General features: G+C 71.5%; 30 protein-coding genes. 14 read left to right on the top strand and 16 right to left on the bottom strand.

The window, feature by feature from the left end; all coding sequences use genetic code 11:
* The first annotated feature begins 41 nt into the window (after window positions 1–41).
* The gene (locus ABT078_RS32120) at window positions 42–458 is read left to right on the top strand and encodes a DUF4307 domain-containing protein (protein ID WP_351233985.1); all 417 of its coding nucleotides are present in this window, start codon (window positions 42–44) and stop codon (window positions 456–458) included.
* A 171-nt stretch (window positions 459–629) separates the two neighbouring features.
* On the top strand, window positions 630–1,127 hold the full coding sequence (gene greA / locus ABT078_RS32115) for a transcription elongation factor GreA (RefSeq protein WP_351233983.1): 498 nt from the start codon (window positions 630–632) through the stop codon (window positions 1,125–1,127).
* A gap of 100 nt (window positions 1,128–1,227) precedes the next feature.
* Here the strand turns inward: greA and ABT078_RS32110 are convergent, their stop codons facing one another.
* The 3 genes from ABT078_RS32110 to ilvA form a co-directional block, all read right to left on the bottom strand.
* Window positions 1,228–2,088, bottom strand: a complete 861-nt coding sequence (locus tag ABT078_RS32110) for an ABC transporter permease (RefSeq protein ID WP_351233981.1) — start codon at window positions 2,086–2,088, stop codon at window positions 1,228–1,230.
* The gene (locus ABT078_RS32105) at window positions 2,085–3,107 is read right to left on the bottom strand and encodes an ATP-binding cassette domain-containing protein (protein ID WP_351233979.1); all 1,023 of its coding nucleotides are present in this window, start codon (window positions 3,105–3,107) and stop codon (window positions 2,085–2,087) included. The genes ABT078_RS32110 and ABT078_RS32105 overlap by 4 nt, the downstream gene beginning before the upstream one ends.
* Window positions 3,108–3,331: 224 nt before the next feature.
* The gene (ilvA, locus tag ABT078_RS32100; protein ID WP_351233977.1) at window positions 3,332–4,561 is read right to left on the bottom strand and encodes a threonine ammonia-lyase; all 1,230 of its coding nucleotides are present in this window, start codon (window positions 4,559–4,561) and stop codon (window positions 3,332–3,334) included.
* A 147-nt stretch (window positions 4,562–4,708) separates the two neighbouring features.
* Between ilvA and ABT078_RS32095 the strand changes: the two genes are divergently transcribed.
* From ABT078_RS32095 to ABT078_RS32080, 4 genes are all read left to right on the top strand, one after another.
* Entirely contained in the window at window positions 4,709–5,221 is a 513-nt protein-coding gene (locus ABT078_RS32095) for a MarR family winged helix-turn-helix transcriptional regulator (RefSeq protein ID WP_351233975.1), read from the top strand.
* A 126-nt stretch (window positions 5,222–5,347) separates the two neighbouring features.
* Window positions 5,348–5,836, top strand: coding sequence for a sigma factor-like helix-turn-helix DNA-binding protein (locus ABT078_RS32090; RefSeq protein ID WP_351233973.1), 489 nt, complete (start codon window positions 5,348–5,350; stop codon window positions 5,834–5,836).
* A gap of 44 nt (window positions 5,837–5,880) precedes the next feature.
* Window positions 5,881–6,093 (top strand): hypothetical protein, encoded by a 213-nt coding sequence (locus ABT078_RS32085; protein WP_351233971.1) that lies wholly within the window; start codon window positions 5,881–5,883, stop codon window positions 6,091–6,093.
* A 95-nt stretch (window positions 6,094–6,188) separates the two neighbouring features.
* Window positions 6,189–6,380, top strand: coding sequence for a DUF1059 domain-containing protein (locus tag ABT078_RS32080; RefSeq protein WP_351233969.1), 192 nt, complete (start codon window positions 6,189–6,191; stop codon window positions 6,378–6,380).
* 196 nt (window positions 6,381–6,576) lie between these two features.
* Here ABT078_RS32080 and ABT078_RS32075 read toward each other — a convergent pair whose 3' ends face one another.
* Window positions 6,577–7,746 carry a cystathionine gamma-synthase gene (locus ABT078_RS32075; protein WP_351233967.1) on the bottom strand — a complete coding sequence of 390 codons (1,170 nt, stop codon included), beginning with the start codon at window positions 7,744–7,746 and terminating at the stop codon, window positions 6,577–6,579.
* A 59-nt stretch (window positions 7,747–7,805) separates the two neighbouring features.
* Between ABT078_RS32075 and ABT078_RS32070 the strand changes: the two genes are divergently transcribed.
* Window positions 7,806–8,909: a hypothetical protein gene (locus ABT078_RS32070; protein ID WP_351233965.1), complete on the top strand. Its 1,104-nt coding sequence runs from the start codon at window positions 7,806–7,808 to the stop codon at window positions 8,907–8,909.
* A 61-nt stretch (window positions 8,910–8,970) separates the two neighbouring features.
* Here the strand turns inward: ABT078_RS32070 and ABT078_RS32065 are convergent, their stop codons facing one another.
* Complete coding sequence (locus tag ABT078_RS32065) at window positions 8,971–9,537, bottom strand: peptidase inhibitor family I36 protein (RefSeq protein WP_351233963.1); 567 nt, start codon at window positions 9,535–9,537, stop codon at window positions 8,971–8,973.
* A 116-nt stretch (window positions 9,538–9,653) separates the two neighbouring features.
* On the opposite strand from ABT078_RS32065, the gene msrA reads away from it, so the two are divergent.
* Window positions 9,654–10,316 carry a peptide-methionine (S)-S-oxide reductase MsrA gene (msrA, locus tag ABT078_RS32060; RefSeq protein WP_351233961.1) on the top strand — a complete coding sequence of 221 codons (663 nt, stop codon included), beginning with the start codon at window positions 9,654–9,656 and terminating at the stop codon, window positions 10,314–10,316.
* A gap of 69 nt (window positions 10,317–10,385) precedes the next feature.
* Here the strand turns inward: msrA and ABT078_RS32055 are convergent, their stop codons facing one another.
* Window positions 10,386–10,826, bottom strand: coding sequence for a hypothetical protein (locus ABT078_RS32055; protein ID WP_351233959.1), 441 nt, complete (start codon window positions 10,824–10,826; stop codon window positions 10,386–10,388).
* Window positions 10,823–11,245: a hypothetical protein gene (locus ABT078_RS32050; protein ID WP_351233957.1), complete on the bottom strand. Its 423-nt coding sequence runs from the start codon at window positions 11,243–11,245 to the stop codon at window positions 10,823–10,825. The genes ABT078_RS32055 and ABT078_RS32050 overlap by 4 nt, the downstream gene beginning before the upstream one ends.
* Window positions 11,246–11,498: 253 nt before the next feature.
* Here ABT078_RS32050 and ABT078_RS32045 point away from each other — a divergent pair, with 253 nt between their 5' ends.
* Window positions 11,499–11,741, top strand: coding sequence for a hypothetical protein (locus ABT078_RS32045; protein WP_351233955.1), 243 nt, complete (start codon window positions 11,499–11,501; stop codon window positions 11,739–11,741).
* Window positions 11,742–11,751: 10 nt separating this feature from the next.
* Here the strand turns inward: ABT078_RS32045 and ABT078_RS32040 are convergent, their stop codons facing one another.
* Window positions 11,752–13,101 (bottom strand): AfsR/SARP family transcriptional regulator, encoded by a 1,350-nt coding sequence (locus tag ABT078_RS32040; RefSeq protein WP_351233953.1) that lies wholly within the window; start codon window positions 13,099–13,101, stop codon window positions 11,752–11,754.
* Between the two features lie 117 nt (window positions 13,102–13,218).
* On the opposite strand from ABT078_RS32040, the gene ABT078_RS32035 reads away from it, so the two are divergent.
* Together ABT078_RS32035 and ABT078_RS32030 are read left to right on the top strand one after the other, a co-directional pair.
* Window positions 13,219–13,731, top strand: coding sequence for a hypothetical protein (locus ABT078_RS32035; protein ID WP_351233951.1), 513 nt, complete (start codon window positions 13,219–13,221; stop codon window positions 13,729–13,731).
* A 191-nt stretch (window positions 13,732–13,922) separates the two neighbouring features.
* Complete coding sequence (locus ABT078_RS32030) at window positions 13,923–14,855, top strand: MBL fold metallo-hydrolase (protein ID WP_351233949.1); 933 nt, start codon at window positions 13,923–13,925, stop codon at window positions 14,853–14,855.
* Window positions 14,856–14,870: 15 nt separating this feature from the next.
* Here the strand turns inward: ABT078_RS32030 and ABT078_RS32025 are convergent, their stop codons facing one another.
* The 3 genes from ABT078_RS32025 to ABT078_RS32015 all read right to left on the bottom strand — a co-directional run bounded on the left by ABT078_RS32025 (window position 14,871) and on the right by ABT078_RS32015 (window position 17,200).
* Window positions 14,871–15,137, bottom strand: coding sequence for a TIGR03618 family F420-dependent PPOX class oxidoreductase (locus tag ABT078_RS32025; protein ID WP_351233946.1), 267 nt, complete (start codon window positions 15,135–15,137; stop codon window positions 14,871–14,873).
* A gap of 190 nt (window positions 15,138–15,327) precedes the next feature.
* Window positions 15,328–16,596, bottom strand: a complete 1,269-nt coding sequence (locus ABT078_RS32020) for a L,D-transpeptidase (RefSeq protein WP_351233944.1) — start codon at window positions 16,594–16,596, stop codon at window positions 15,328–15,330.
* A gap of 232 nt (window positions 16,597–16,828) precedes the next feature.
* Window positions 16,829–17,200: a hypothetical protein gene (locus ABT078_RS32015; protein ID WP_351233942.1), complete on the bottom strand. Its 372-nt coding sequence runs from the start codon at window positions 17,198–17,200 to the stop codon at window positions 16,829–16,831.
* A gap of 118 nt (window positions 17,201–17,318) precedes the next feature.
* Between ABT078_RS32015 and ABT078_RS32010 the strand changes: the two genes are divergently transcribed.
* On the top strand, window positions 17,319–17,621 hold the full coding sequence (locus ABT078_RS32010; protein ID WP_351233940.1) for a hypothetical protein: 303 nt from the start codon (window positions 17,319–17,321) through the stop codon (window positions 17,619–17,621).
* Between the two features lie 40 nt (window positions 17,622–17,661).
* Here ABT078_RS32010 and hutH read toward each other — a convergent pair whose 3' ends face one another.
* From hutH to ABT078_RS31985, 5 genes are all read right to left on the bottom strand, one after another.
* A complete protein-coding gene (gene hutH / locus ABT078_RS32005) occupies window positions 17,662–19,233 on the bottom strand; it encodes a histidine ammonia-lyase (RefSeq protein ID WP_351234047.1) in 1,572 nt (523 codons plus the stop codon).
* Between the two features lie 211 nt (window positions 19,234–19,444).
* Window positions 19,445–20,578, bottom strand: coding sequence for a GGDEF domain-containing protein (locus ABT078_RS32000; RefSeq protein ID WP_351233938.1), 1,134 nt, complete (start codon window positions 20,576–20,578; stop codon window positions 19,445–19,447).
* Window positions 20,579–20,608: 30 nt separating this feature from the next.
* Window positions 20,609–21,421 (bottom strand): enoyl-CoA hydratase/isomerase family protein, encoded by an 813-nt coding sequence (locus ABT078_RS31995; protein ID WP_351233936.1) that lies wholly within the window; start codon window positions 21,419–21,421, stop codon window positions 20,609–20,611.
* A 45-nt stretch (window positions 21,422–21,466) separates the two neighbouring features.
* The gene (locus ABT078_RS31990; RefSeq protein WP_351233934.1) at window positions 21,467–22,804 is read right to left on the bottom strand and encodes an adenylate/guanylate cyclase domain-containing protein; all 1,338 of its coding nucleotides are present in this window, start codon (window positions 22,802–22,804) and stop codon (window positions 21,467–21,469) included.
* Window positions 22,805–22,947: 143 nt separating this feature from the next.
* Complete coding sequence (locus ABT078_RS31985) at window positions 22,948–23,808, bottom strand: biotin--[acetyl-CoA-carboxylase] ligase (RefSeq protein WP_351233932.1); 861 nt, start codon at window positions 23,806–23,808, stop codon at window positions 22,948–22,950.
* A gap of 280 nt (window positions 23,809–24,088) precedes the next feature.
* Between ABT078_RS31985 and ABT078_RS31980 the strand changes: the two genes are divergently transcribed.
* Both ABT078_RS31980 and ABT078_RS31975 read left to right on the top strand, forming a co-directional pair.
* On the top strand, window positions 24,089–25,690 hold the full coding sequence (locus ABT078_RS31980) for an acyl-CoA carboxylase subunit beta (protein WP_351233930.1): 1,602 nt from the start codon (window positions 24,089–24,091) through the stop codon (window positions 25,688–25,690).
* 24 nt (window positions 25,691–25,714) lie between these two features.
* Window positions 25,715–25,862: acyl-CoA carboxylase epsilon subunit (locus ABT078_RS31975; protein WP_351234045.1), on the top strand; the 148-nt coding region annotated here is incomplete at its 3' end.

Here is a 25,862-nt window from a genome sequence, read left to right as displayed (position 1 = left end):
GGGCCGAAAATTCCGGCATCCCCGAGTCTGGGAGGACGATCATGGGCGCCCTGCGCGAAGCAGTTCCCGGGAGCCGCTACGGCCGCTCGGCGGACGAGCGTGCGGACCGTGGTCTCAAGATCGTGGGCGCCGTGCTGGGGGCCGGTCTGCTCGCGATGATCGGCTGGTTCGGTTACGACTACGTCAACGGCCAGCGGATCAGCGCCGAGCTGATCAAGTGGGACGTGACCGCGGACGACCGGGTCCAGGTCCATCTCGAGGTCCGCAAGGACAGGGACGCCACGGGCTACTGCACCCTGCGCTCCCGCGCCCAGGACGGCAGCGAGGTCGGACGCAGGGACGTCCGGTTCGACACCGCCGAGAGCCGTATCGACCAGGTCGTCACCCTGCGTACGACGACGCGTGCGACCAGCGCCGAGCTGGCGGGCTGTACCGCGGACAGCGGTCCGAAAGGCTGAGCCTCAGCCTGCGTCTCTTAGGGTCTGACCTGCATTGACGCATTCTTGAGAGCTTTTGGTCCTCCCTCTTTTCTCCACTCATTGTTAGGCTCGTGGTTTCGCCCACTCCTGGAGGCACATGCTTCTGGGTAGGGCGATGCTTTGTATTCCCAGTACCTACGAGGAGCACCTGTGACCCAGACCAGCGACAACGTCACCTGGCTCACCCAGGAGGCGTACAACCAGCTGAAGGCCGAGCTGGAGTACCTGTCTGGTCCCGCGCGCACGGAGATCTCTGCCAAGATCGCGGCAGCGCGTGAGGAGGGGGACCTGCGGGAGAACGGCGGGTACCACGCGGCCAAGGAGGAGCAGGGCAAGCAGGAGCTCCGTGTGCGCCAGCTGACCCAGCTCCTGGAGAACGCCAAGGTCGGCGAGGCCCCGGCGGCCGACGGCGTGGTGGCCCCCGGCATGGTCGTCACCGTCGCCTTCGACGGCGACGAGAGCGACACGGAGACCTTCCTGCTCGCCTCCCGCGAGTACGCGTCGAGCGACATCTCGACGTACTCGCCGCAGTCCCCGCTGGGCTCCGGCGTCAACGGCAAGAAGATCGGCGACGACGCGGAGTACGAGCTGCCGAACGGCAAGATCGCCATGGTCAGGATCCTCGAGGCGAAGCCGTACCAGGGCTGAGCAGCTCCTCCCACCAGGCCGTATGCACAAGGCCCCCGGCACCAGATGGTGCCGGGGGCCTTCGGTCGTGCGCGCGGCGGAGTGGTGATCCCGGTGCGGTTCAGCTCGCCGAGCGGTACTTGCGGACCGCCAGCGTGCGGAAGACCACCAGGATCAGCACCGACCAGAGCACCGAGGCCAGGATCGGGTGCTGCATGGGCCAGGCGTCGGCGGCCTCGAAGCCGGGCGGCAGATTGCCGAACAGCTCACGGCAGGCCTGCACCGTGGCGCTGAACGGGTTCCACTCGGCGATGGTCTGCAGGAACCCGGGCATGTTGTTGGCGTCGACGAAGGCGTTCGAGATGAACGTCAGCGGGAACAGCCAGATCAGTCCGCCGGAGGTGGCGGCCTCGGGGGTGCGGACCGAAAGGCCGATCAGCGCGCCGATCCAGGAGAACGCGTAGCCGAGCAGGAGCAGCAGCAGGAAGCCGAGCAGCACCTTGCCGATGTTCTCGTGGACCCGCCAGCCGACGATCAGCGCGACGACCGCGAGCACGACGAGCGTGAGCGCCGTCTGCACCAGGTCGGCGAGCGTACGGCCGGTGAGGACCGCGCCGCGTGCCATGGGCAGCGACCGGAAGCGGTCGATGAGGCCCTTGTGCATGTCGTCGGCGATGCCCGCGCCGGCACCCGCCGTGGCGAAGGTGACGGTCTGGGCGAAGATGCCCGCCATCAGGAACTCGCGGTAGTCCTGGGTCGAGATGGACGAGCCGACCTGGATCGATCCGCCGAAGACGTAGGTGAACAGCACCACGAACATGATCGGCTGGATCATCCCGAAGATGATCATCTCCGGGATCCGTGTCATGCGGATGAGGTTGCGCTTGGCGACGACGAGCGAGTCGCTGACCGACTGCGCGATTCCGCCGCGCGGGACCGGGGCCGCGAGGGGCCGGTCCGCCGCTTCCTGGACGGTCGTCACTTCACGGGCTCCTTCCGGGCCTGCTTGCCCTTGCTCCTGCGGTCGGTGTCGGTGACCTCGCCGTTGCCCTCCGCCGCGTCCTCGGCGTGATGGCCGGTCAGCGAGATGAAGACGTCGTCGAGGGTGGGACGGCGCAGACCGATGTCGTCGATCTCGACGCCGCGGGTGTCGAGATCCCGGATGACCTCGGCGAGCAGCTTGGCGCCACCGGTGACCGGGACGGTCAGCTTGCGGGTGTGGTCCTCGACGGCGACCTCGCCCTTGCCGAAGCCGGCGAGCACCTCGCGCGCCGGGGCGATCTCGTCGGGACGGTGGACGACGACCTCGACGCGCTCCCCGCCGGTGCGGGCCTTGAGCTCGTCCGACGTACCGCGGGCGATGACCTTGCCGTGGTCGATGACGCAGATGTCGTCGGCGAGGTGGTCGGCCTCTTCGAGGTACTGGGTGGTGAGGAGCAGGGTCGTACCGCCGCCGACGAGCTCCTTGATGACCTCCCACAGCGCCTGGCGGTTGCGTGGGTCCAGGCCGGTCGTCGGCTCGTCCATGAACATCACGGGCGGCGAGACGACCAGGGCCGCGGCGAGGTCGAGGCGGCGGCGCATGCCGCCGGAGTAGGTCTTGGCGGGGCGGTCGGCGGCGTCGGCGAGATTGAACCGTTCCAGCAGCTCACCGGCCCTGGTCTTCGCCGTCTTCGCGCTCATCTGGTAGAGCCGGCCGACCATCTGGAGGTTCTCGCGGCCGGTGAGGTACTCGTCGACGGCGGCGAACTGGCCGGAAAGGCCTATCGACCGGCGGACTTCGTTGGGGTTCTTGAGGACATCGATGCCCGCGACGACCGCCGAGCCGCTGTCGGGCTGGAGGAGGGTCGTCAGGACGCGCACGGCGGTGGTCTTGCCGGCGCCGTTCGGGCCGAGCAGTCCGAGGACCGTGCCCTCGGGGACATCGAGGTCAACGCCGTCCAGAGCCCTTACGTCGCCGAAGGTCTTGACCAGACCTTCGGCGTAGATGGCGCCTGGCATGTGGGTTCTCCCAGGGGAAGCTAGGGGGTTACTCCGGGTTCGCTTGCTCTTACGCGGTGCTTACTTGCCGCTTTTCGCGCGCCAGCTTAGATTTGGCCGGCCTTTCCGCGCAGGCAGTTTATGAGCCGCGGCACAAGGTATCGCGATACATCGCGATAGACAAGCCCCGGACCGTGTCGCATGGCCTCGGCGCCGGTGACCCTCCCCAGGTGTGGGGACACCGCTCAGCGGATGACGCGATACCCCGTCTCGCGCAGCGCCTGCTCGACCTCCGTGCAGTGCTCGGGCCCCTTCGTCTCCAGATGGAGCTCGACCTCGACCTCCGTGAGCCCGAGGCGCGGGTCGGTACGGACGTGGCCCACGTCCAGGACGTTCGCGTCCGCCTCGGAGAGGACGCCCAGCAGCGTCGCCAGCGCCCCGGGGCGGTCGGCGAGACGCAGCCGCAGCGACAGATAGCGGCCGGCCGCCGCCATGCCGTGCCGCAGGATGCGCTGCAGCAGCAGCGGGTCGACATTGCCGCCCGACAGGACCGCGACCACCGGACCCTGGAACGCGCGCGGGTCGCTCAGCAGTGCCGCCACCGTGCTCGCCCCGGCCGGCTCGACCACCAGCTTCGCCCGCTCCAGGCAGAGCAGCAGGGCCGAGGAGAGCGCGTCCTCGGAGACCGTCCGCACCTCGTCGACCAGCTCCTCGACGATCCCGTACGGAATGTCGCCCGGGCGCCCCACCTGGATGCCGTCCGCCATCGTCGACGGCGCCTCGATCGACACCGGGCGGCCCACCGCCAGCGAGGGCGGATACGCCGCCGCGCCCTCCGCCTGCACGCCGATGACCTTCACATCGGGGCGCAGCGCCTTCACCGCGACCGCGATGCCCGCGACGAGCCCGCCGCCGCCGATGCCGACGACGATCGTCCGCACCTCGGGGCACTGCTCCAGGATCTCCAGGCCGACCGTCCCCTGACCGGCGATGATGTCCGGGTGGTCGAAGGGGTGGATGAACACCGCTCCCGTGTCGTGCGCGTACTCCTGCGCGGCGGCCAGGGTCTCGTCGACGAAATGGCCGTGCAGACGCACCTCGGCACCGTAGTCACGGGTCGCGGCGACCTTCGGCAGCGGGGCACCGACCGGCATGAAGACGGTCGAGCGCACCCCGAGCAGCGAGGAGGCGAGGGCGACGCCCTGCGCATGGTTGCCGGCCGAGGCCGCGACGACACCCGCCGCGCGCTCCTCGGGGCGCAGCCCGGAGATCCGTACGTACGCGCCGCGCAGCTTGAACGAACCCGTCCGCTGGAGGTTCTCGCACTTGAGGTGGACAGGGGCGCCCACCAGCTGCGACAGATGACGGCTGCCCTCCATCGGCGTCAGCCGGGCCACACCGGAGAGCATCTTCCGGGCCCCTCGTACGTCGTCGAGGATGAGGGGGTGAAAGGGGCCGGCCGTACGGAAGCTCATGACATCAAGTCTCGCAGCTCAGCGGCCTGACGGCGGCCTCGGTCGGACGGTTGTCCACGGGTTTCCGCAGGGCCGGTACGCACCCGCTGTCGTCCGCGTACTCTGTCCCCCACCAACCGACCACCGCACGAGAGAGCCCCCGCAGCCATGCCCACATCTCAGGACATGACGACTGATCTAGACCCCGGTCTCCTCGATGCCCTCCAGCACCAGGTGGCCGTCTTCGCCCGCCGGGCCGAGCAGACCCGGCTCGGTGGGGTCGGTCAGGTCCGCAACTCGATGGACCGCGCCGCGTATCTGCTGCTCAACCGGCTGGACCAGGAAGGCCCGATGGGCGTCAAGGCGCTCGCCGCCGGGATGGGCATCGACTCGTCGACCGTCACCCGCCAGGTCGCGCCGCTCGTCGACACCGGTCTGGTCAAGCGCACCTCGCACCCCGAGGACGGGCGCGCGGTCGTGCTCCAGCTGTCACCCCGCGGGCAGGCCCGCCTGGAGGAGGTCCGCTCCTCGCGGCGCGAGCTGATGAGGCAGGTGACGGACGGCTGGACCGAGGAGGAACGGGAGTCGTTCTGCACCCTGCTCACCCGCTTCAACACCGCACTGTCGGCACGTCAGGCCGGACTGCCGGCCACCGAGACGGAGACACCGACCGTGTCCTGAGCGGCCGGCCCTGCGGTCGGCCGTGCCTCCGCCCCGTGACCGGGGCCCGACCGCGGCCTGACCGCGGTCTCACCATGGGCGTCCGACCTCTTGACCGGGGGTGTCGCCCTGGCCTGATATGAACACGTGCGGCAGCGGCGGCAGTCACCGGTCCCGAGCCGCCGTGCCCGTGATTTCGACGCGTTCGTCGCGGGTGCGGCAGGCAGACTGCTGCACGCCGCGACGCTGCTGACGGGCGAGCAGCCCCGCCGCAATCCACGGGCGCAGCGCCTGCTGGTCGCCGCGCTGGCGCGCACGTACGCGGAGTGGGACCGGCTGCGCGGCGAGGATCCGTACGACCGCACCCGCGCGGAACTCGCCACCCGCTTCGCCCGCTCCGCTTGGCGCCTGCCCCGCACCTCCGGCGGTCCCCTTTCCCGGCTCACCGCGCAGGAGCGGCTGATCGTGGTGCTGCGGCTGTACGAGGGCGTGGCCGAGGAGCAGACAGCGGCACTGCTGGGCCTGCCGGTGGAGCGGGTGCGGGCGATCTGCAGCCGCGCGATCACCATCCTGCGCGCCCCGGGCACGGCCTCGCCGGGTGCCCGCCCCTGGTACCGGCCGGCAGGCGCGTCATGAACGGCCTCAGCAGTCCCGGGCGCCGGGAGGAGGAGGTCCGGCGGATGCTGGACGTCCCGCCCGCGCCGGTCCCCGCCGACCTGGTCGCCCGCGCGACCGACCGCGGCCTCCGGCTGCTGCGCCGCCGACGCGCCCTGCACCGCGCGGGCTGGCTGCTGCTGCTGGCGGCGGCCGTCGCGTTCGCCGTCTGGGCGGCGGTCGTCGAGCCGTGGACCGTGCCGCCGGCCGAGACGACACCGGAGATCGAGGGCTGGTGACGCCCGACGGCGCCCGGCCCGGTGCCTGAGCCCGGCCCCAGGCACCGGCCCAGGCTGGAACGAGCGGCGCAACGCACCAGCACGGGAGGTCTGCCATGACCAGAAAAGTTGCCGACTGCCGCAGGTTCCCGAGCGAGACGAACTGCACGCTCACCATCGCGGGCGAGGAGGAGGAAGTCCTCAAGGCCGCCGCCGAGCACGCGGTGTCCGTCCACGGGCACACGGACACCCCGGAACTGCGTGAGCAGCTGCGCGGCATGCTCGAGGACGACAAGGTCAGCGCCTGACGCGTCGTGCGGGCTCCGGCGACTGCGGCGGGCTCTGCCCTGCCCCGCCTCTTCCCGGACCGGGGCAGGCCCCCGGGCTGCGCCCGGCACCGGCCCGCGAACCCGGGTGTCCGTCCTCGATCGCCGGACGGGCTCCTCCGGAGCCCGTCCGGCGTGAACCGCGGGGTTCGGGGCGGAGCCCCGGAGAGCGCAGGCGTCAGCCCAGCGCCCGCTGCAGGTCCGCCAGCAGGTCGTCCACCGACTCGATGCCCACCGACAGCCGCACCAGGTCCGCCGGGACCTCCAGTGCGGAGCCCGCGACCGACGCGTGGGTCATGCGGCCCGGGTGCTCGATCAGGGACTCGACACCGCCGAGGGACTCGCCGAGCGTGAAGACCTCCGCCCGGTCGCAGACCTCGACCGCCGCCTCCTCGCCGCCCGCCACCTGGAAGGACACCATGCCGCCGAAGTCCTTCATCTGCTTCGCCGCGATCTCGTGGCCGGGGTGCTCGGGCAGCCCGGGGTAGAGGACGCGGGTGACCTTCGGGTGCTTGGTCAGCATCTCGACGACCCGCGCCGCGTTCGCGCTGTGCCGGTCCATCCGCACCGCCAGCGTCTTGATGCCGCGGAGCACGATCCAGGAGTCGAACGGCCCGGCGACCGCGCCCATCGCGTTCTGGTGGTACGCCAGCTCCTCGCCGAGCGCGGCGTCGGCCGTGATCAGCGCGCCGCCGACGACGTCCGAGTGCCCGCCCATGTACTTCGTCAGCGAGTGCACCACCACGTCCGCGCCCAGCGCGAGCGGCTGCTGCAGGTAGGGGCTGGCGAAGGTGTTGTCGACGACGAGCTTCACCCCGGCCGCCCGGGCGATGCCCGCGACCTGCGCGATGTCGGTGATGCCGAGCAGCGGATTCGACGGCGTCTCGACCCAGATGACCTTCGTGCGGTCGGTCAGTGCGGCCCGTACCGACGCCGGGTCGGAGGTGTCGGCGACGGAGTACTCGACTCCCCATCGCTGGACGACCTTGGCGAAGAGGCGGAAGGTGCCGCCGTAGGCGTCGTTCGGGATGACCACGTGGTCGCCGGGCGCCAGCAGGGTGCGCAGGAGGCAGTCCTCGGCGGCGAGACCTGACGCGAAGGCGAGGCCGCGCCGGCCGCCCTCCAGCGCAGCGAGGTTCTCCTCCAGCGCGGTCCGGGTCGGGTTGGCGCTGCGGCTGTACTCGTAGCCGCCGCGCAGGCCTCCCACACCGTCCTGCTTGTAGGTGGACACCTGGTAGATGGGCGGGACGACCGCGCCGGTCAGCGGGTCCGCGGTGTTGCCCGCGTGGATGGCGATGGTCTCGAAGCCGTGCTCGTGGCCGTGCTGGTGGGTGTGCTGGTCGCTCATGAGGCCCGAGCGTAGTCCCGGTAGGTCACCGACCCCGCGTCGTCCGGGACAATGGGGGCATGGAGATTCTCTGGTTCCTGATCGCGTTGGTCATGCTCACCGCGGTCATAGGCCCGCTCGTACGGCGAAACCGGAACGCGATCCGGCAGGTCGCACCCGGCTCGCCGGACGCCGCGGACCCGGCTGCGTACGGCTTCGTACGGCAGGAGCTGCTCGATCTGCGGCTGCCCGGACCCGACCAGGACCTCCTGGACGTGCTCGAGGTCGTGCAGCGCACGCAGGACTGGCGGGCCGCCTCGCAGCTGCTCGCCGGCACGCCGAAGGAGGACGAGCAGCGCTGGCAGCGGGTGCAGGCCTTCGCCGGCGCGGCCTCGCTGGAGCTCCGGCAGCAGCCGGGCACGGGCGGCTCGTGGCTGCGTGCGTGGCGCGCGGAGTCCCCGAAGGACGCGGGCGGCGCCGCCGTGCACGCGGAGTTCCTGGTGCAGCAGGCATGGCGGTCCTCGTCGGCCGGGGCGGACGACTTCCGGATCATCCTGGAGGAGGCCCGCGCGGTCTGCGCCGAGGCGGCCCTGCTGGCCCCGGGCGACCCCGTCCCGTATCTCGTCGAGCTGGCCGCGGCCCGTGGACTCGCCTACTCCCACGAGGAGTTCGACCAGGTGTGGGCGAAGGTCATCGACCGCGCCCCGACACACATGGGAGCGCATCTCGCGGCCCTCCACTACTGGTGCGAGAAGTGGCACGGCTCCCGCGAGGAGGCCGACCACTTCGCGACGGCGGCCGCGGCGCGCGCGCCGGAGGGCTCGCTGCTCGCCGCGCTTCCGCTGTTCGCGGTGTACGAGCACCTGCCCGAGGTCAATCTGGTGGCCGGCTTCTACGAGAGCGCGGTCGTCACCCGGGCCGTCGAGGGCGCGCTGTACGCGACGCGGACGGCCCGCGCGGACGATCCGGTGCTTCCGCACGTGCGGCACCTGCTGGTCTTCTTCCTGGTGCGCATGGAGCGCTGGGGCGAGGCGATGGAGCAGCTGGTGCGGGTCGACGGGCATGTCGGTGCACTGCCGTGGACGCAGGGCGGCGACCCGGCCGCGGAGTACGCGGTGTACCGGGCGCTCGCGGTCGCGGGGTACGAGGCGAACGGCGGCAGCCCTGCGACGCTGCTGCACTGAGTCGACGTGAGAGGGCGGCCCGCATCGTGCCGATGCGGGCCGCCCTTCGACGACCGGTGCGTCAGAACGCGGTCTCGCGCGCTTCCCGGTCGTAGTCGTGCCCCTCGTTGCCGAGCTTTCCGGTCCCGTCGTTCGCATAGAGCGTCCGCAGCGGCCCGCCCAGCGCGTGGAGGTCGTTCGGTCCGTCGGCGTTCACATCGGAGGGCCGGCTCCACTCCATGTACTCCGCTCCGCTGGTGCATTCGTGGGAGGTGCGGGTCGGGCGGAAGGAGCTGACTCTGTCGGAGAGCCCGACGTGGCTGAGGTCCCCGGCATGCCGGGTGTCGTGATCGCCCGCGAGGAGGACCTCATGGCGCTCCGCGTCCGTGCAGACGTGGTTGCGCTCGCTGTGGACACGGGCGTGGAGACCCGTCATGTTGCGGATCGAGGACGCCTTGTTGTCCCACGACCCCAGCGTGGGCATGGACGCGCCGTACGTCGCCATGGCGCCGGAGCCGTCCGCGCCGTCGAGGAGACGGAACCGCCCCTGCGGACACCGGTCGTAGCCGGACGCGGCGTGCGCGGACGTGGCTGCTACACGAATGTGCGCGACTTCACGGCGGCGCAGGTGCTGAAGAACCGCACGCACCGAGGGTGAGCGTCGGGGGCGGGGCGGGGCTCCGGCCGTGGGGGCTCGAGTCCGGGGAATCCCACTCGCCGCCCCCGTGTTGACGCTGGAGCACGTCGACCCGTGAGGAGTACCGCATGTTCCTGTCCCGCCGCGTCCCCGAGCTGCCCACTCCGGAGCAGGCCCTCCGCGGCCGCGAAACCCCCGCCTTCGACGTCCCCGCCCGCCACACGGTCCTCGGCAACGCCCTCCTCGGCCCCTACCCCGAGGGCCTCGAGGTGGCGGACTTCGGCCTGGGCTGTTTCTGGGGCGCCGAGCGCAAGTTCTGGGAGACCCCGGGCGTCTGGACCACCCTGGTCGGTTACCAGGGCGGCTTCACCTCGAACCCGACGTACGAAGAGGTCTGCTCCGGCCGGACGGGCCACACCGAGGCGGTCCGCGTCGTCTTCGACCCCTCGGTCGTCACGTACGAGAAGCTGCTCAAGGTCTTCTGGGAGTCCCACGACCCCACCCAGGGCTTCCGCCAGGGCAATGACGTGGGCACCCAGTACCGCTCGGCGGTCTACACCCACTCGGAGGACCAGGCGAAGACCGCCGAGGCCTCCCGCGGGGCCTACCAGGGGGTCCTCACCGGCTCCGGCCACGGCACGATCACCACGGAGATCCTCCCGTCGGAGAGCCGCACCTTCTACGCGGCCGAGGCCTACCACCAGCAGTACCTGGACAAGAACCCCGGTGGGTACTGCGGAATCGGCGGCACGGGCGTGAGCTGCCCCATCGGCGTGGCCCCGGCCGAGTGACGGACGAGGCAGCGGAGCACGCCGGGCTCGCCCGGTCGTGGCGTGAGCGGCGGTCCCCTGGACCGCCGCTCACGTACGAGGCCGGAGTCGGCGGTCCGTGCCCATCTCGGCATCGCACCGGTCGCAGAGCGTCCTCTCGACCGGACGCCGCTCCCGGAGAGTGCCCGCTGCTCCGCAACGTTCGCAGACCCTGGCGCTGAGCCGGCGGAACCGCTCCACCAGCTCACCCAGCCTGGTGGATTCGGCCGGTGTCCAGTCGCCGCCGGACGTCCGCCGGCGAGGGCGTGCCTGGAAGGCCAGGGTCGCCCACTTCTGCTTCACCGCCAGGAGTTCGTAGTCCGGGAACTCCGCCACGACCGCTTCAGGGCACCGCAGCACGAGCGGCAGCCATCCAGGTCCTACGGCGAAGCGGTACGAGGGGTCGCGGAAGTGGCGCCGGACCCGTTCCAGGGCCGCCAGGGCTGCCTCCGGTGCGGGGAGAGCGGGGCGTGGGTCAGGGCCGGTGCTCATCCGGCAGCCGCCCCGCTGGTCGAATCCGCCGCCGCTCCCCCGCTCCTGCGGGTGCGGCCGAAGGCGGTGAACAGGTTGCGCACCGCGACGAGGAGCAGGAGCAGACCCGTGCCGGCCGGGAGCAGTGAGGCGCTCAGCCGGTCCTCGACCGCTGCGGTCGCCGACGGGCCCTCCACCCTCGTGGCCACCGGCTCGACAGGCCTTTCGTCGAAGGTGGTGTCGACCTCCACCCCCGCGATGCGGAAAGAGCCGTCCGAGGCCTCGAAGGATCCGGAGCAGAACAGGCCCTCGTCGCGCTCACCCGGCTCCGACAACTGGCAATGATCGGCCCGGAACCGGCCGGGGACACCCAGCAGTTGCGCCTCCAGCCGTATCAGGCCGGCGCCGAGCAGGAAGACTCCGGCGCCCAGGGCCACCATCGTCGTCAGCGCCCGTCTCGGACCCGGCCTTCCCGGTCCCCGTCTCATTCCCCGCCCCGTTCCCCTCGTCTCCCGTCCCGTGTACCGGGTGGCGCGCAGCGTACATTTGTCGCCCGGGCGCCCCGGTCCCCGGGCGGGAATTGGGTTGATCCGCGTGGAGCCGGGCCGCTTGCATGGGCGGCCGAGTCGTGGTGGTTTCCGTCCGGTTCGGGGGTGCGCATGGGCGCCGGCAAGATGCACGCCCTTCGGGTGTGTGGGCGTCGGCGAGCCCGCCGTCGATCTGATCGCCGCGTGGAGCCTGCTGAACGCCGAGGCGAGGGGCGTCTTCCGGGACGCGGTGGAGGTGGATGACGCGGCCTGGGCACGAGGACGCGGCTGGGCGCTGTCGGTCGCGCTCATCGAGCTCGCGTACTACCGGATCACGAATCCGGTGATGGCGGCCACCGCGCGCCACGTGATCCATGAGGTCATCACCGACCGCCGGAGCGCTCGCTGACGCACGCCGGTCAATCCTCGGACGCCCGCCCGCGGCCGCACGTCGACAGGCTGCACCACCGGCGGCGGCCGCCCTCGTCGAGGAAGAGCCAGCCGCAGTCCGAGCTCGGACAGGTGCGGATCGTGAAGCGGCGCGGGTCCGCGAGGAGTTCGGCGGCGGTACGGGCCGTCGCGAGGGCAGGGAGGCGGAGGCCGGCCGACGGGGGCAGGCGCCAGTGGCCGAGACCGTCGTCGCCGCGGGTGAACACCGAGAGCCGGGCCGCGTCCTGGGCGACGGCCGCCACGGCCTTGAAGGCGCGGGCGTCCTCCGGGTCGGTCAGGCAGGCGTACAGCTGTGCACGGAAGTCGCGGGCCTCGTCCAGCGCCTCGGCTGCCTCGTCGGGGTGCTGCAGTGCCTGTCGACGCAGACGGGTGACGTCGTGGTCGTCCGCCAGGTTCATATGGCCGGCCCACACGGCGAGGGTCGTGTAACGGCGCAGCCAGTCCGAGCCGGGTATGCGCCCGCCCCGCTCACCCCATCCCGCGTACGTGTTGCAGAACTCCAGCGCCGGATGGCCGCTCGTGCCCCACGGCAGCCACTCGTCGCCGACCCGCACCGCGTACAGGGGCGCCGGTGGGCGGTCCAGCCGGGGGTCACCGCGCAGGATGCGGTCGTGGAGCGTGGTGAGCTCGGTGCCCGGCTCGATGCCCAGCCCGTCGACCAGGGCCTGTCGGGTGTGCCGGTAGAGCTGGAGGGCGTCGGCCTGGCGGCCGCCGCGGTACAGGGCGGTCATCTGCGTGGCGACGAGCCGCTCGCGCTCCGGACGCTCCTGGGCCAGCGACGTCAGATCCGCCACGACCCGTTCGTGCAGGCCCATGGTGAGCTGGGTCTCGGCGCGCTGCTCCATGGCCGACAGGCGCAGTTCGGAAAGTGCGCCGCCGCCGAGCCGTTCCCGCAGCCGGTCGTCGGCCACGTCGGCGAGCAGGGGTCCGCGCCACAGCGCCAGGGCCTCGTCGTAACAGCGCAGCCGCTCCCCGGGATCACCGTCCACGGCCGCCCGCTGGACGAGGGCGCGGAACTCCTGAATGTCCGTCACATGCCCGTCGCGTTCGATCGAGTAGCCGTCGTGCCGGGTCTCGATGTGCAGCCCGTGCGGTGTGAGGCGGGCGCGCAGTCTTCCGATGTACGTGTGGACGGTGCCGCGGGCCGAGTCGGGTGCCGCTCCGTTCCACAGCAGGTCCACGAGGCGGGCGGTCGTCACGACGTTGCCCGCGTCCAGCAGGAGGATCGACAGCAGGCACCGCTCCTGTCGGCGGCTGCCCGACAGGATCCGCTGTCCTTGGTGACGGGCCTCGAACGGGCCGAGCAGCTTGAACTCCATGGCGGGTGTCAGCCTAACCATGGCCGGCGCGTGCGGCCGTGGTGAGAGTGTGGTCAGCGGCCGGCGTGAGGCTGTGGACCTTGTCGTCCTCCGAGCCCACTCGACCAGGGAGCAGCCATGCGACGCACCACCGTTGCGCTGTCGGCACTCGCCGCCGTCCTCCTCGCCTCGGCGCCCGCCGCGGCCACCACCCTCACGCCTCCCGGCTGGGAGCCGGCGCCCTCGGCTCCCTGGAACGTGCCCGCCGGCGCGCGCTGCGACTTCCCCGTCCACGGCGAGCCCGTCGTCGACGAGGTCGTACGCCGGGTGCTGGAGCGGAGGCCGGACGGCTCCGCGAAGCGCGTCGCGTACAAGGGAGATCTGGTCGTACGGGTCACGAACACGGACACCGGCGCCTCCTACGACGCGGACGCGAGCGGTACGGCCGTGGTCGAGTACCGGGTCGACGGCTCGCAGCACTGGGCGGTGCTGGGGCCCGTGCTCGTCGGGTTCGCGGAGGGCGGGGGCACGCTGGCGCGCGGGCTGTACGTCATCGACGGGGCGTACACCATGGAGATCAGCGCCGCCGGGTACAAGAGCGTGACGATGGCGCACGGCACCACCGACGATCTCTGCGCCCGGATCGACTGACGCCCGTATCTGCACGCGCATCGACCGACGCCCGTATCTGCACGCGCATATCCGCCCACCCCCACCTCCACGCACGATTCCGCACACCCGTGGCCCCGCACACCCTGGCCCGCCCACCCTCCCGCGTGCACCTCGCACGGCGCTCCCCGGTGCGGGGTGCGGGGCCATGGGCAGGGGCACACGATGGACGTATGCGCGTTCACAAGGTCCGCCCTGACATCGGTGTCCTCAGCGACAGCCTGCCGGTGCCGGGGATCGGGTATCTGTCCGTCAACGCCTTCGTGCTGCTCGCGGCGCAGCCCGTGGTCGTCGACACCGGGCTCGGGCTGCCCGGCAGGGACTTTCTGGCAGCGCTCGGGTCCGTGATGGACCCCGCCGATGTGCGGTGGATCTGGCTGACGCACGCGGACCGCGACCACACCGGCGGGATCTTCGATCTGCTCGCCGCGGCGCCCGAGGCCCGTGTCGTCTGTACGTTCGGGACGGCCGGGGACATGTCGGCCGAGCGGCCCCTCCCGGTCGAGCGGCTGCACCTGCTGAACCCGGGCCAGTCCCTGGATGTCGGCGACCGGACGCTCACGGGTTTCCGGCCGCCGCTGTACGACAACCCCACGACCGTCGCCTTCTTCGACGACCGGTCCGGGGTGTGCTTCAGCTCCGACTGCTTCGGCGGGCCCATGCCCAGCGTGGACCTCGCGGAGGCCGACGACGTGGGCGAGGTCGACGCCGAGGATCTGCAGGCCGCACAGATGCTGTGGGCCACCGTGTACAGCCCGTGGGTGGAGAACGTCGATCCCGCCAAGTTCCTCGGCACCTTCCAGCCGATACGGGACCGGAACCCCGGCCTCATCCTCTCCGCCCATCTGCCGCCGGCGCAGGGCGTCACGGCCGACATGCTCGACACCCTGGGCGCGGCGGCGGGGACGTCGCCGTGGGTCGGTCCGGACCAGCCGGCACTGGAGCTGATGCTCTCCGGGTTCGAGTCGGACGGAGACGACGAGGACGAGGACGAGGAGGAGGACGAAACAGACCACGAGCGCCACACGGACCACGCGCATGACGCGGACCACGAGCGTCACGCGGACGACGAGCGCGACGAGGACCACGCCGACCACGCGCGCTGAGAACGCGGGCGCGGGCTACGGCGCGAAGCCGATGACCCGCTCCGGGGTGATCCGCACGATGACCCGGACCTCCTCCGGCTTCTCCGCGGGCGGGTCGATCCCGAGGTACTTGTGCGAGAGCTCGTACGGGAGGGTCTTGTCCGGGTCGTCGACGAGTTCGGCGGTGCCTCGGATCTCCACCGACCGGTACGGGTTCTGCAGATCGAAGACGGAGAGGCTGATCCGGGGGTCGCGGGCCATGTTGCGCGCCTTCTGCCGGTGTGCACGAAGCCGGTGCGGCACCCTCCGACGGGCGAACCGACCCTGTCGGACGAGTCGTTGCGGCTGCGCGACCACGTTGTCCCGACCCTGGCGCAGCGGGGAGACCGTGTCGACACGTGCGGCGCACAGACGACGGCGGCGGCTCCCGGAATCCCCCGGGAGCCGCCGCCGTCGTGCGTCGTGTCGTCGTGCTCGGTCGTACGAACGGGCGTCAGGCCTCCGAGCCGGCCTTCCATGCCGCCCAGTTCATGTTCCAGCCGTTGAGGCCGTTGTCGGGAGCGATCGTCTTGTCCTTGGAGTTCTTGACGATCACGACGTCACCGACCATCGAGTTGTCGTAGAGCCAGGCCGCCGGCTGGTTCGGGTCGCCCGCACCCTTGGCGTCGTTCAGGCCGACACAGCCGTGGCTGGTGTTGGCGCTGCCGAAGATCGAGTCGGCGCCCCAGTAGTTGCCGTGGATGAAGGTGCCCGACGTGGACAGCCGCATGGCGTGCGGGACGTCCTTGATGTCGTACTCGCCCTTGCCGTCGTCGTCCGTGAAGCCGACGGTGGCACCGTTCATCCGGGTCTCCTTGAACTTCTCGGAGATCACCATCTGACCGTTGTAGGTCGGGTTCTCGGGGGAGCCGGCGGAGATCGGGATGGTCTTGATCGTCTTGCCGTCCTGGGTGACCGTCATGGTCTTGGTGGCGACGTCGACGGTGGAGACCTGGTTGCGGCCGATGGTGAAGGTCACCGTCTTCTGCTGGACGCCGTAGACGCCGTCGGCGCCCTCGACGCCGTCGAGGTTCAGCTTCAGCGTGACGGTGGAGCCCTCCTGCCAGTACTGGTCGGGGCGGAAGTCGAGGCGCTGGGAGTTGAACCAGTGGCCGACGACCTCCTGGCCGCTGCTGCTGGAGACGCTGATGCCCCCCTGGACCGCGGCCTTGTCCGTGATCGCCTTGTTGAAGTTGATCGAGACCGGCATGCCGACGCCGACCGTGGAACCGTCCTCGGGCGTGAAGTTGCCGATGAAGCTGCTTGCGGACGAGACGGTCGTGAACGACGAGTTCTCGTGCGCCTCGCGGCCCTCGGAGTCCTTCGCGGTGGCGGTGATCTTGTAGACGGTCCCGCGCTCCAACTGGCCGTCGGGCTGCCAGCTCTTGCCGTCGGCGGACAGCGTGCCCTTGACGGCCTCACCGCCTGCCGCGGTCATGGTGACCTCGGTGAGCGTGCCGGCACTGACGGTGACCTTGGCGTCCTTGTTGATGGAGGCGTTGGTGGCACCGTTCTTGGGCGCGATGACTATTCGGGCGTCCGACGCGTCCTTCGCGGCCGCCTCGTCCACCTCGGCCTGTGACTTCTTCGAGCTCTCGGCGGAGGCGCCCGAGTCGGCGCTGCTGCTGCTGCAACCGGTGAGCACCAGCACGCCGCCGAGCATTGCGGACGCGGCCATGAGCCTCTTGCGCCGCTTGCTGTCCGTCATCACACGCTTCTCCATCGTTGCCGATTCCCTGCCAACACATTCAAGAAGACCCAGAAAGGTCCGTCCGGTTCCACATCTCAGGAAAGATGTGGGCAACACCACTGATCGACGCACGGCGGGCCGCGCCGGTTCCCGCACCGGGGACCTGGTTGTACGACCCGGTCCCCCCAAGGGGTGCACGGATGTGAACGGGCCCCGGTTCGCGGTAGCGGCGACCCCGGGCCCGTTCCGCTGCTGCCACGGTGCGTTACGGCCGCGCGCCGCCTTCCTCGTACTCGCCTTCGTCCTCGACCTCTTCGTCGAGGTCCTCATCCTCCTCGTCGAGGTCCCACTCCTCGGCATCGGGGTCGTAGTCGATCTGCTCACAGCTCCAGGAGGCCTGGGCGAGTTCGACCCCGGGCACCTCGCTGACCAGATCGAACGGATCGATGAGGTAGGCGAGGGCCTCGGCGGAGTCCTCGCGCACGGCGGAGCGGGCGTGGGAGCGCTCGTCGCCGGGCATGTACTCGTCCCCGTCGACGCGCTCCAAAGCGGCACCGGTCAGCTCTTCCGGTTCAGCGACCTCAAGCACCAATTCGACGTGTAGGCGCACATAGCGTGATGTCTCAGAAGTGGTCATACGACGGAGCGTAGGCCCCCCGCCATCCCGACTTTCCTGCGACCCGCTGCTTTCACTAGCATCGCGTCAGCATCACCGCACACGGCCAATTCGCCGTTGTCACAAGGGGGATCGTCCCGTGCCCGTCGCTCGCCGCCCGCTGCTGACCGCCACCGCCGCAGGCACCCTGCTCTGCGCGCTGTGGTTCGTCCCCTCGGCGAACGCGACGGCCGACGCCGAGACGGCCGGGAAGGCATCCGGACCTTCCGCTTCCACTTCCGCTTCCGCGTCTCGGCAAGGCGACTCCGGTTCCGAGGAGCTGCGCCTCGCCGAGACGGGCAGTGTGGACACGACGCCGTATGTGCTCGGCGGCGTGACGTTCCTGGGGATCGGCGCGGGGTTCGTGACCTTCGCCGGGCGCCAGGGCGCGCGTAGCTACTGACCGTACGTACGTACGGGTACGTCCTGCGTGCCCGTTGCGCCTACGCCAGCGGTCCGGTCACCGGCTCCACGGCCGCGACGAGCTCTCCGTCCCGTACGAACGCCTCGGCGGCGGCCAGGTCGGGCGCGAGGAAACGGTCGGGGCCGGGACCCTCGACGCCCGCCGCGCGCAGCGCCGCGATGGCCGCTTGCGATGCGGGGGCAGGCGTCAGGCCGCGGCGCAGCTCGATCGCGCGGGTGGAGGCGTACAGCTCCACGGCGATGATCCGGGTGAGGTTGCCGACGGCCGTACGCAGCTTGCGGGCGGCCGACCAGCCCATGGAGACATGGTCCTCCTGCATGGCGGAGGACGGGATGGAGTCGGCGGAGGCCGGGACGGCCAGCCGCTTCATCTCGCTCACCAGCGCGGCCTGCGTGTACTGGGCGATCATCAGGCCCGAGTCGACGCCGGCGTCGTCGGCGAGGAAGGGCGGCAGGCCGTGGGAGCGGTTCTTGTCGAGGAGCCGGTCGGTGCGGCGCTCGGCGATGGAGCCGAGGTCGGCGGCGGCGATGGCGAGGAAGTCGAGGACGTACGCCACCGGGGCGCCGTGGAAGTTGCCGTTGGACTCGACACGGCCTCCCCCAGCGCCTTCGGCCTGGGTGGTGCCCCCAAACAGCACCACGGGGTTGTCGACGGCGGAGGCGAGCTCGCGCTCGGCGACGAGCAGGGCGTGTGCGAGGGTGTCGCGCCCTGCGCCGGCGACCTGGGGTGCGCAGCGCACCGAGTACGCGTCCTGGACGCGGGGCGCCTCCTCCTCCTGGAAGTGGCCGGTGAGCTCGGAGCCCTTGAGTACGGCGCTCATGTTCGCGGCGGAGGCGGCCTGGCCGGGGTGCGGGCGGATGGCGTGCAGCTCGGGCGCGAGGACCTTGTCCGTGCCGAGCAGTGCCTCCAGGCTGAGGGCGGCGGTGATGTCGGCGGAGGTGTAGAGCCGCTTCAGGTCGGCGATGGCCATGATCAGCATGCCGAGCATGCCGTCGGTGCCGTTGAGGAGGGCGAGGCCCTCCTTCTCACGGAGCTCGACGGGGGCGATGCCGTGGGCGGCGAGGAGCTCACCGGCGGGGCGGACGGTGCCGTCGGGACCCTCCGCGTCGCCCTCCCCCATGAGCGTCAGCGCGCAGTGGGACAGCGGGGCGAGGTCGCCGGAGCAGCCGAGCGAGCCGTACTCGTGGACGACGGGGGTGATCCCGGCGTTGAGCACGTCCGCCATGGTCTGCGCGACCTCGGGGCGGACGCCGGTGTGCCCGGAGGCGACGGTCTTCAGCCGCAGGAACATCAGCGCACGGACGACCTCGCGCTCGACGTGCGGGCCCATGCCGGCGGCGTGCGACCGCACGATGTTGCGCTGGAGCTGCGTGCGCAGGTCATGACCGATGTGCCGGGTCGCGAGCGCGCCGAACCCGGTCGACACTCCGTACACCGGCTCGGGCTTCGCGGCCAGGGCGTCCACGATCCCGCGCGCGGCGGCGAGCGCGGTGCGGGCGTCCTCGGAGAGCTCGATGCGGGCGTTGCCGCGGGCGACGGCGATGACATCCTCGACGGTGGTCCCGGACGTCCCCACCACGACAGTGTGCATATCCATATTCAGCACCCTACGGATTGAATCCCTCTCTGTCACCACCCCTCCGGGGAGGGACTCCTTACATCCGCCGGGGGGCGACGGGGCGCCTGCAACGGGCCGTTCCGGGCCCCTGCGGCGCTTGAGGGCGGACACCCGGGCGGGCGGGCCCATGCCACCGCCACGACCGCACACAGGGCGCTCCGGGCCGAGGGCGGGGCCCCCGGGACTACGGGCGGGCGTCGCGGAAGCGGCGGCGGTCCTGGCGGGCCGGCGCAGGCGCGTCCGCGAGGGGCAGCACCGTGTCGTCGCGCCCCGCCACCACCGCTGCCCGTGCCCGCGCCGCCTTCGCCCGGTACTGCGCCGCGTCCGCGAGACGGAAGAGCCGCCGGGCCGACCGCACGGGCCCGATGGGGTCACCCGTCGACGCGACACCGCAGGCCACGCCCTCACCGAGCTTCAACTCACCTGCCCGCTCGCAGAGTTCGTCCGCGACCTTCACCACCTCGTCCGCCGTCGGCCCCACCGTCAGCAGACAGAACTCGTCGCCGCCCAGCCGCGCCGCCAGCGCCCCCGGCAGCATCGCGCCGCACAGCGACAGCACCGAACCGAAGCGTTCCAGCAGGCGGTCGCCCGTCGCATGGCCGAGGGTGTCGTTGACCCGCTTGAGGCCGTTCAGGTCGCAGACCACCAGCGACACCACCGCCCCGTCCCTCCGGTGCCGCTCGATCGCCTCGTCGAGCCGTACGTCGACGGCGCGCCGGTTCGCGAGCCCGGTCAGCGGGTCCGTGAAGGCGAGCCGCCGCACCTCCTCCAGCCGCTCCTGCTGCGCGATCCCCGCCGCCACGACCGACGCCAGCACCGTCGCGAAGTCCGCGTCGTCCCGGTCGAACACCGGCTCCCCCGCCGCCCTGGCCACGTACAGCTCGCCCCACGCCCGCCCGTGCAGCACGATCGGCGCGACGACACAGCAGCCCCGCCCGCGCCGCCGCAGTGCGTCGACCCGCTGATGGCTGTACCCGTGTTCACCGCTCGCGGGGCCGTCCGCCGTCTCGACCCACGCGCGCGGCGCACCGCCCCCGGCCCACTGCTCGTGCAGAAACTCCGTGATCTCCGGGAAGCGGTGGACGGGATACGTCTCCCCGTCCGGGAACTCCTCCTCGTCCGCGGCCCTGTCCCCCGCGTTGACGAGCACCTTCAGCCGGCCCTGGCCCCGCTCCCAGACCGACAACGCGGCAAAGCTCCCGGTCAGCGCGGAGCACGCGCCCACCGCGGCCGCCCGCCACGACTCCCACGGAGTCTGCGCGGCGGCCATCGACTGTGCGAGCGCCACGACGGCTCGCAGTCGCACATCCTCACCCATCACCCCAGCTTAGGGACAATATGGGCAATCTCACTCTCCGGGCCACTCCGGCTTCCGCTTCTCGTTGAACGCCGCGACCCCCTCGGCCCGGTCGCCCGAGAACGCCACCGACCGCCACGCCGCGTCCTCGACCTCCAGACCGGCCCGCAGGTCGAGACCGTGCCCGAGGCGCAGCGCCCGCTTGGCGGCCCGAAGCCCCACCGGGGAGTTGGCGGCGATCGTCTCCGCCAGGGCCAGGGCGCGCTCGCGGTCACTGCCGGTCGCGACCAGTTCGTCCACCAGGCCGAGGTCCTTCGCCTCGGGGCCCTCCACCCGGCGCGCCGAGAAGATCAGCTCCGCCGCCCGCGCCGCGCCGACCCGGCGCGGCAGCAGCTGCGTGCCGCCGCCGCCCGGGATGACACCCACGGAGACCTCCGGCAGCCCGACCACGGCCGTGTCGTCGGCCACGATCAGATCGCAGGAGAGCGCCAGCTCGAACCCGCCGCCGAGCGCGAAGCCGTGCACCGCCGCGATCGTCGGCATCGGCAGCTCCAGCACCCCGGTGTACGCCGCGCGGGCGGTCGGCCGCTGCCGCACCAACTCCGCGTCCGTGAAGGAGTTCCGCTCCTTCAGGTCGGCGCCGACGCAGAAGGCCCGCTCGTGGGAGGACGTCAGCACGGTCACCCGTACCGTCGAGTCGGCCCCGAGCGCCTCGCATGCCGCGCCGATCGACCGTGCCATGTCCGTGGAGACCGCGTTCATCGCCTTGGGCCGGTCGAGGAGGAGCTCCGCGACGTGACCGTCCCCATGGCGGCGTACGACGACGAACTCCCCGAAGCGCTGCTCCGACAGGATCTCGGACATGATCAAAACCTCCCGGTGTGTTAACGATGGTTCACCGGGAGGATCCTAGGTGGGCCGCCTCGTCAGCAGCCAGGGCTCCACCACACCCAGTCCGCGCACGGGCCGCTGCCACATCGGCTGCAGCGCGAAGCGGTACTTCGGCAGGAAGGCGGGCTCCTCGCCGTTCTTCTCGGCCTCCGCGGCCTCCTCCGCCGCCTGTGCCTCCGACACCGGCGCGTCGCCCGTGCGCGACAGCTCCTCCGCGAAGGCACCGTCCACCAGGACCGCGTCCTTCGGCGCTATCGAGGTGAGCCGGCTCGCCAGGTTCACCGTTGTGCCGAACACATCGCCCATCCGGGTCGTGACCGTCCCGAACGCGATCCCGACCCGCAGCGCCGGCATCGACTCGTCGTGCGCCATCGTCTCGATCAGCCGCAGCGCGATCTCCGCCGCCGTGCCCGCGTCGTCCGCCGCGTACAGCACCTCGTCGCCGAGCGTCTTGATCAGCCGGCCGCCGTGTGCCGCGACCAGGTCCGCGCAGGTCGTCTCGAACGACTCGACGAGCTCGCCGAGCTCCTCCTCCTCCAGCCGGCGGGTCAGCCGGGTGAAGCCGACGAGGTCCGCGAAGCCGACCGCGAGCCGCCGGTCGACCATCTCCTCGTCGTCCCCCGCCTGGACGACCCGGCCGGTCGCGGCGGCGAGCTGGCGCCGCCAGACATAGACGAGGAACTCCTCCAGCTCCGGCAGCAGCAGCTCGACCAGGGGATACGTGACCTCGGTCCGGGTCATCCCGGGCTCCGGCGGCTCGGTCAGGCCCTCCAGGAAGGAGTCGATCTGCCACTCCGCGAGCCGCGCCGTGGTCTGCCCCGTCGACCGCGCCACCTGCACGGCCATGGGCTCGCTCAGCAGCCCCGCCTCGACGAGACCGGCGAGCCGGCGCAGGGCGAGGACGTCGGCCTCGGTGAGCGCCTTGGCCTGGCCGATGTCGGCGAAGCCCATGGCCCGCCAGAAGCGGGAGGCGAGGTCCATGGAGACCCCGGCCGTGCGGGCCGCCTGGAAAGGGGTGTAGCGGCGGTCGGCGCCGAGGATCAGCTGCTCCAGCCGGATGGCCAGCGGGTCCTTGGTCGGCTCGGCCGTGTGGTCGACCTCGTGGTGCGGGGTGGGGTACGAGTCGGACGACTGCTGCCTGCGCCCGCCGGAGCCGCGGGAGCCCCCGGCGCCACCCGAGCCCTCGGGACCGCCGCTGCCCGTGGAACCACCGGCCCCCCCGGACCCACCGGACCCCCCGGAGCCACCGCCGCCGGGACCGCCCGAGCCCGCGGAGCCTCCCGAGGACGCGCCAGAACCACCGGAAGACCCGGAAGCGCCCGCGCCGGAACCGGAAGTCGTGTCGTCGACGGTCACCGGCCGCCTCCTGCCCGTTCCCTGCGCACTGCCCTGCCGATCTGTCATGCCGTGCCGGTCCGCGGCGCATACCGCGAACCCCCGGCGCGGCCTCAACGATACGACAGGTGTGCCCTAGCTCACGTCCCCGTGCCCCGCCACGTTCAGCCGCCCGGCCGCAGGTGGACGATGTCGCCCGCGCCGATGGGGTGGTCCTTGCCGTCCGGGGTGGTCACCACGAGCCTTCCGTCGCCGTCTATGGCGACCGCCTCGCCGGTGAGGGCTTGACCGCCGGGCAGCTCGGCACGGACCGTGAGGCCGAGGGTCGAGCAGCCCGCCGCGTACGTCTCCTGGAGCCGGGAGGCGTGCGGGTCGCCGTTCGCGGCGCGCCACTCCCCGTACCAGTGCTCCAACGAGCGCAGCAGCGCCCTCAGCAGCGGGTCGCGGTCGGTGGAGATGGCGTCCGCCAGGGCGAGGGAGCCCGCCTGGGGAACCGGCAGCTCGTCCTCGCGCAGCGTGACGTTGATGCCGATCCCGACGACGACCCCGTCGTTCCCGATGCGCTCGGCGAGGATGCCGCCGGTCTTGCGATGCTCGCCGCCGACCTTGACCAGCAGGTCGTTCGGCCACTTCAGGGCGAAGTCGGCGCCCGCGGCGCGGGCGAGTCCGGTCGCGGCCGCGACACCGGTGAGCAGCGGCAGCCAGCCCCAGCGCTCGACCGGCACGTCGGGCTTGAGCAGTACGGAGAGGAAGAGCCCGGAGCGCGGGGGCGCCGTCCAGCTGCGGTCGAGGCGGCCGCGGCCCGACGTCTGCTCCTCGGCGACGAGCACGGCGCCCTCGGGGAGCCCGGGGGCCGCCGCGGCGCGCGCCGCGAGGTCGGAGTTGGTGGAGCCCGTCGACTCGACGACGTCGAGCGAGGTCCACAGGCCGCCCGGACGCAGCAGGGCGCGGCGCAGCGCGGGTTCGTTCAGCGGGGGCCGGTCGAGGTCGGACCAGCGGCCTTCGGCAGCGGCGGGAGGCGTCATGCGGCCCAGCTTGGCCTCTCCGACCCCGATGACGCGAACCCGGGCGCTCGAACCGGTACGGCGTCCGACGACGGAGACGTCCGGCTCCCGGCTTCCGGCTGCCGGCTGCCGACGACGGAGACGCGGGTCACACGGGTGCTACCGGGCCGCTGTACGGCCGCGCCGCAAGGCGTACGGGGTGTGGCCAACGCCGCACTGCCGAACCGTATCCGCGCCGATACGCTACGAGTCAGTAGCCACATCCCATCACCCCCGTGACCAGGCAGGGAGCCGCATCGCGATGTCCGAGCCGGCAGAGCCCCAAGAGATCGACATCCACACCACCGCTGGCAAGCTCGCGGATTTCCAGCGCCGCGTCCATGAGGCGACACATGCGGGCTCCGAGCGCGCGGTCGAGAAGCAGCACGCCAAGGGCAAGCTGACGGCCCGTGAGCGGATCGAACTGCTCCTGGACGAGGGGTCGTTCGTCGAGCTGGACGAACTCGCCCGGCACCGCTCGACCAACTTCGGCCTGGAGAAGACCCGTCCGTACGGAGACGGCGTCGTCACCGGCTACGGCACTGTGGACGGACGCCCGGTGGCCGTGTTCTCACAGGACTTCACGGTCTTCGGCGGGGCGCTGGGCGAGGTGTTCGGCCAGAAGATCGTCAAGGTGATGGACTTCGCACTGAAGACCGGCTGTCCGATGGTCGGGATCAACGACTCCGGCGGAGCCCGCATCCAGGAGGGCGTCATGGCCCTCGGCATGTACGGCGAGATCTTCCGCCGCAACACCCACGCCTCCGGCGTGATCCCGCAGATCTCGTTGGTCGTCGGCCCGTGCGCGGGCGGCGCGGTCTACTCCCCCGCGATCACCGACTTCACGGTGATGGTCGACCAGACCTCGCACATGTTCATCACCGGGCCCGACGTCATCAAGACCGTCACCGGTGAGGACGTGGGCTTCGAGGAGCTGGGGGGAGCCCGTACGCACAACACCACCTCCGGTGTCGCGCACCACATGGCGGGCGACGAGAAGGACGCGATCGACTACGTCAAGTCCCTCCTCTCGTACCTGCCGTCGAACAACCTGTCCGAGCCGCCGGCCTTCCCCGAGGAGGCCGTTCTCGACCTCACCGACGAGGACCGCGAGCTCGACACGCTGATCCCGGACAGTGCCAACCAGCCGTACGACATGCACACCGTCATCGAGCACGTGCTGGACGACGGTGAGTTCCTCGAGACGCAGGCCATGTTCGCGCCGAACATCCTGACGGGCTTCGGGCGCGTCGAGGGCTTCCCGGTCGGCATCGTCGCCAACCAGCCGATGCAGTTCGCGGGCTGTCTCGACATCAACGCGAGCGAGAAGGCCGCGCGTTTCGTGCGCACCTGCGACGCGTTCAACATCCCGGTGCTCACCTTCGTCGACGTACCCGGCTTCCTGCCGGGCGTGGACCAGGAGTACAGCGGCATCATCCGGCGCGGCGCCAAGCTGATCTACGCCTACGCGGAGGCGACGGTTCCGCTGATCACCGTGATCACGCGGAAGGCCTTCGGCGGCGCGTACGACGTCATGGGCTCCAAGCACCTCGGCGCCGACCTCAACCTGGCCTGGCCGACCGCGCAGATCGCGGTCATGGGTGCGCAGGGCGCGGTGAACATCCTGCACCGCCGCACGATCGCGGCCGCCGGTGACGCGGAGGCGCAGGAGACGGCCCGCGCCGAGCTGATCGCGGACTACGAGGACACGCTCCTCAACCCGTACATCGCGGCCGAGCGCGGTTACATCGACGCCGTGGTCATGCCGTCCGAGACTCGCGCGCAGATCGTGAAGGGCCTGCGTCAGCTGCGCACGAAGCGGGAAAACCTCCCTCCGAAGAAGCACGGAAACATTCCCCTGTAACCCTCCGGACCGAGAGGAGCCGCTGTGATCAAGGTCGTGAGGGGCAACCCCACCCCGGAGGAGCTGGCCGCCGCACTGGCGGTGGTCCAGGCGCGCGCCGCGGCGTCGGCCTCCGCCGCGCCCGGCGCGCCCGCCGCCCCCGGCGCGCCCCCGGTGCCGGAGGAGTGGGCGG

It is taken from the genome of Streptomyces sp. NPDC002133 (assembly GCF_040296405.1).
Taxonomy (GTDB): domain Bacteria; phylum Actinomycetota; class Actinomycetes; order Streptomycetales; family Streptomycetaceae; genus Streptomyces.
This window is presented reverse-complemented; position numbering and strand designations above follow the sequence as displayed.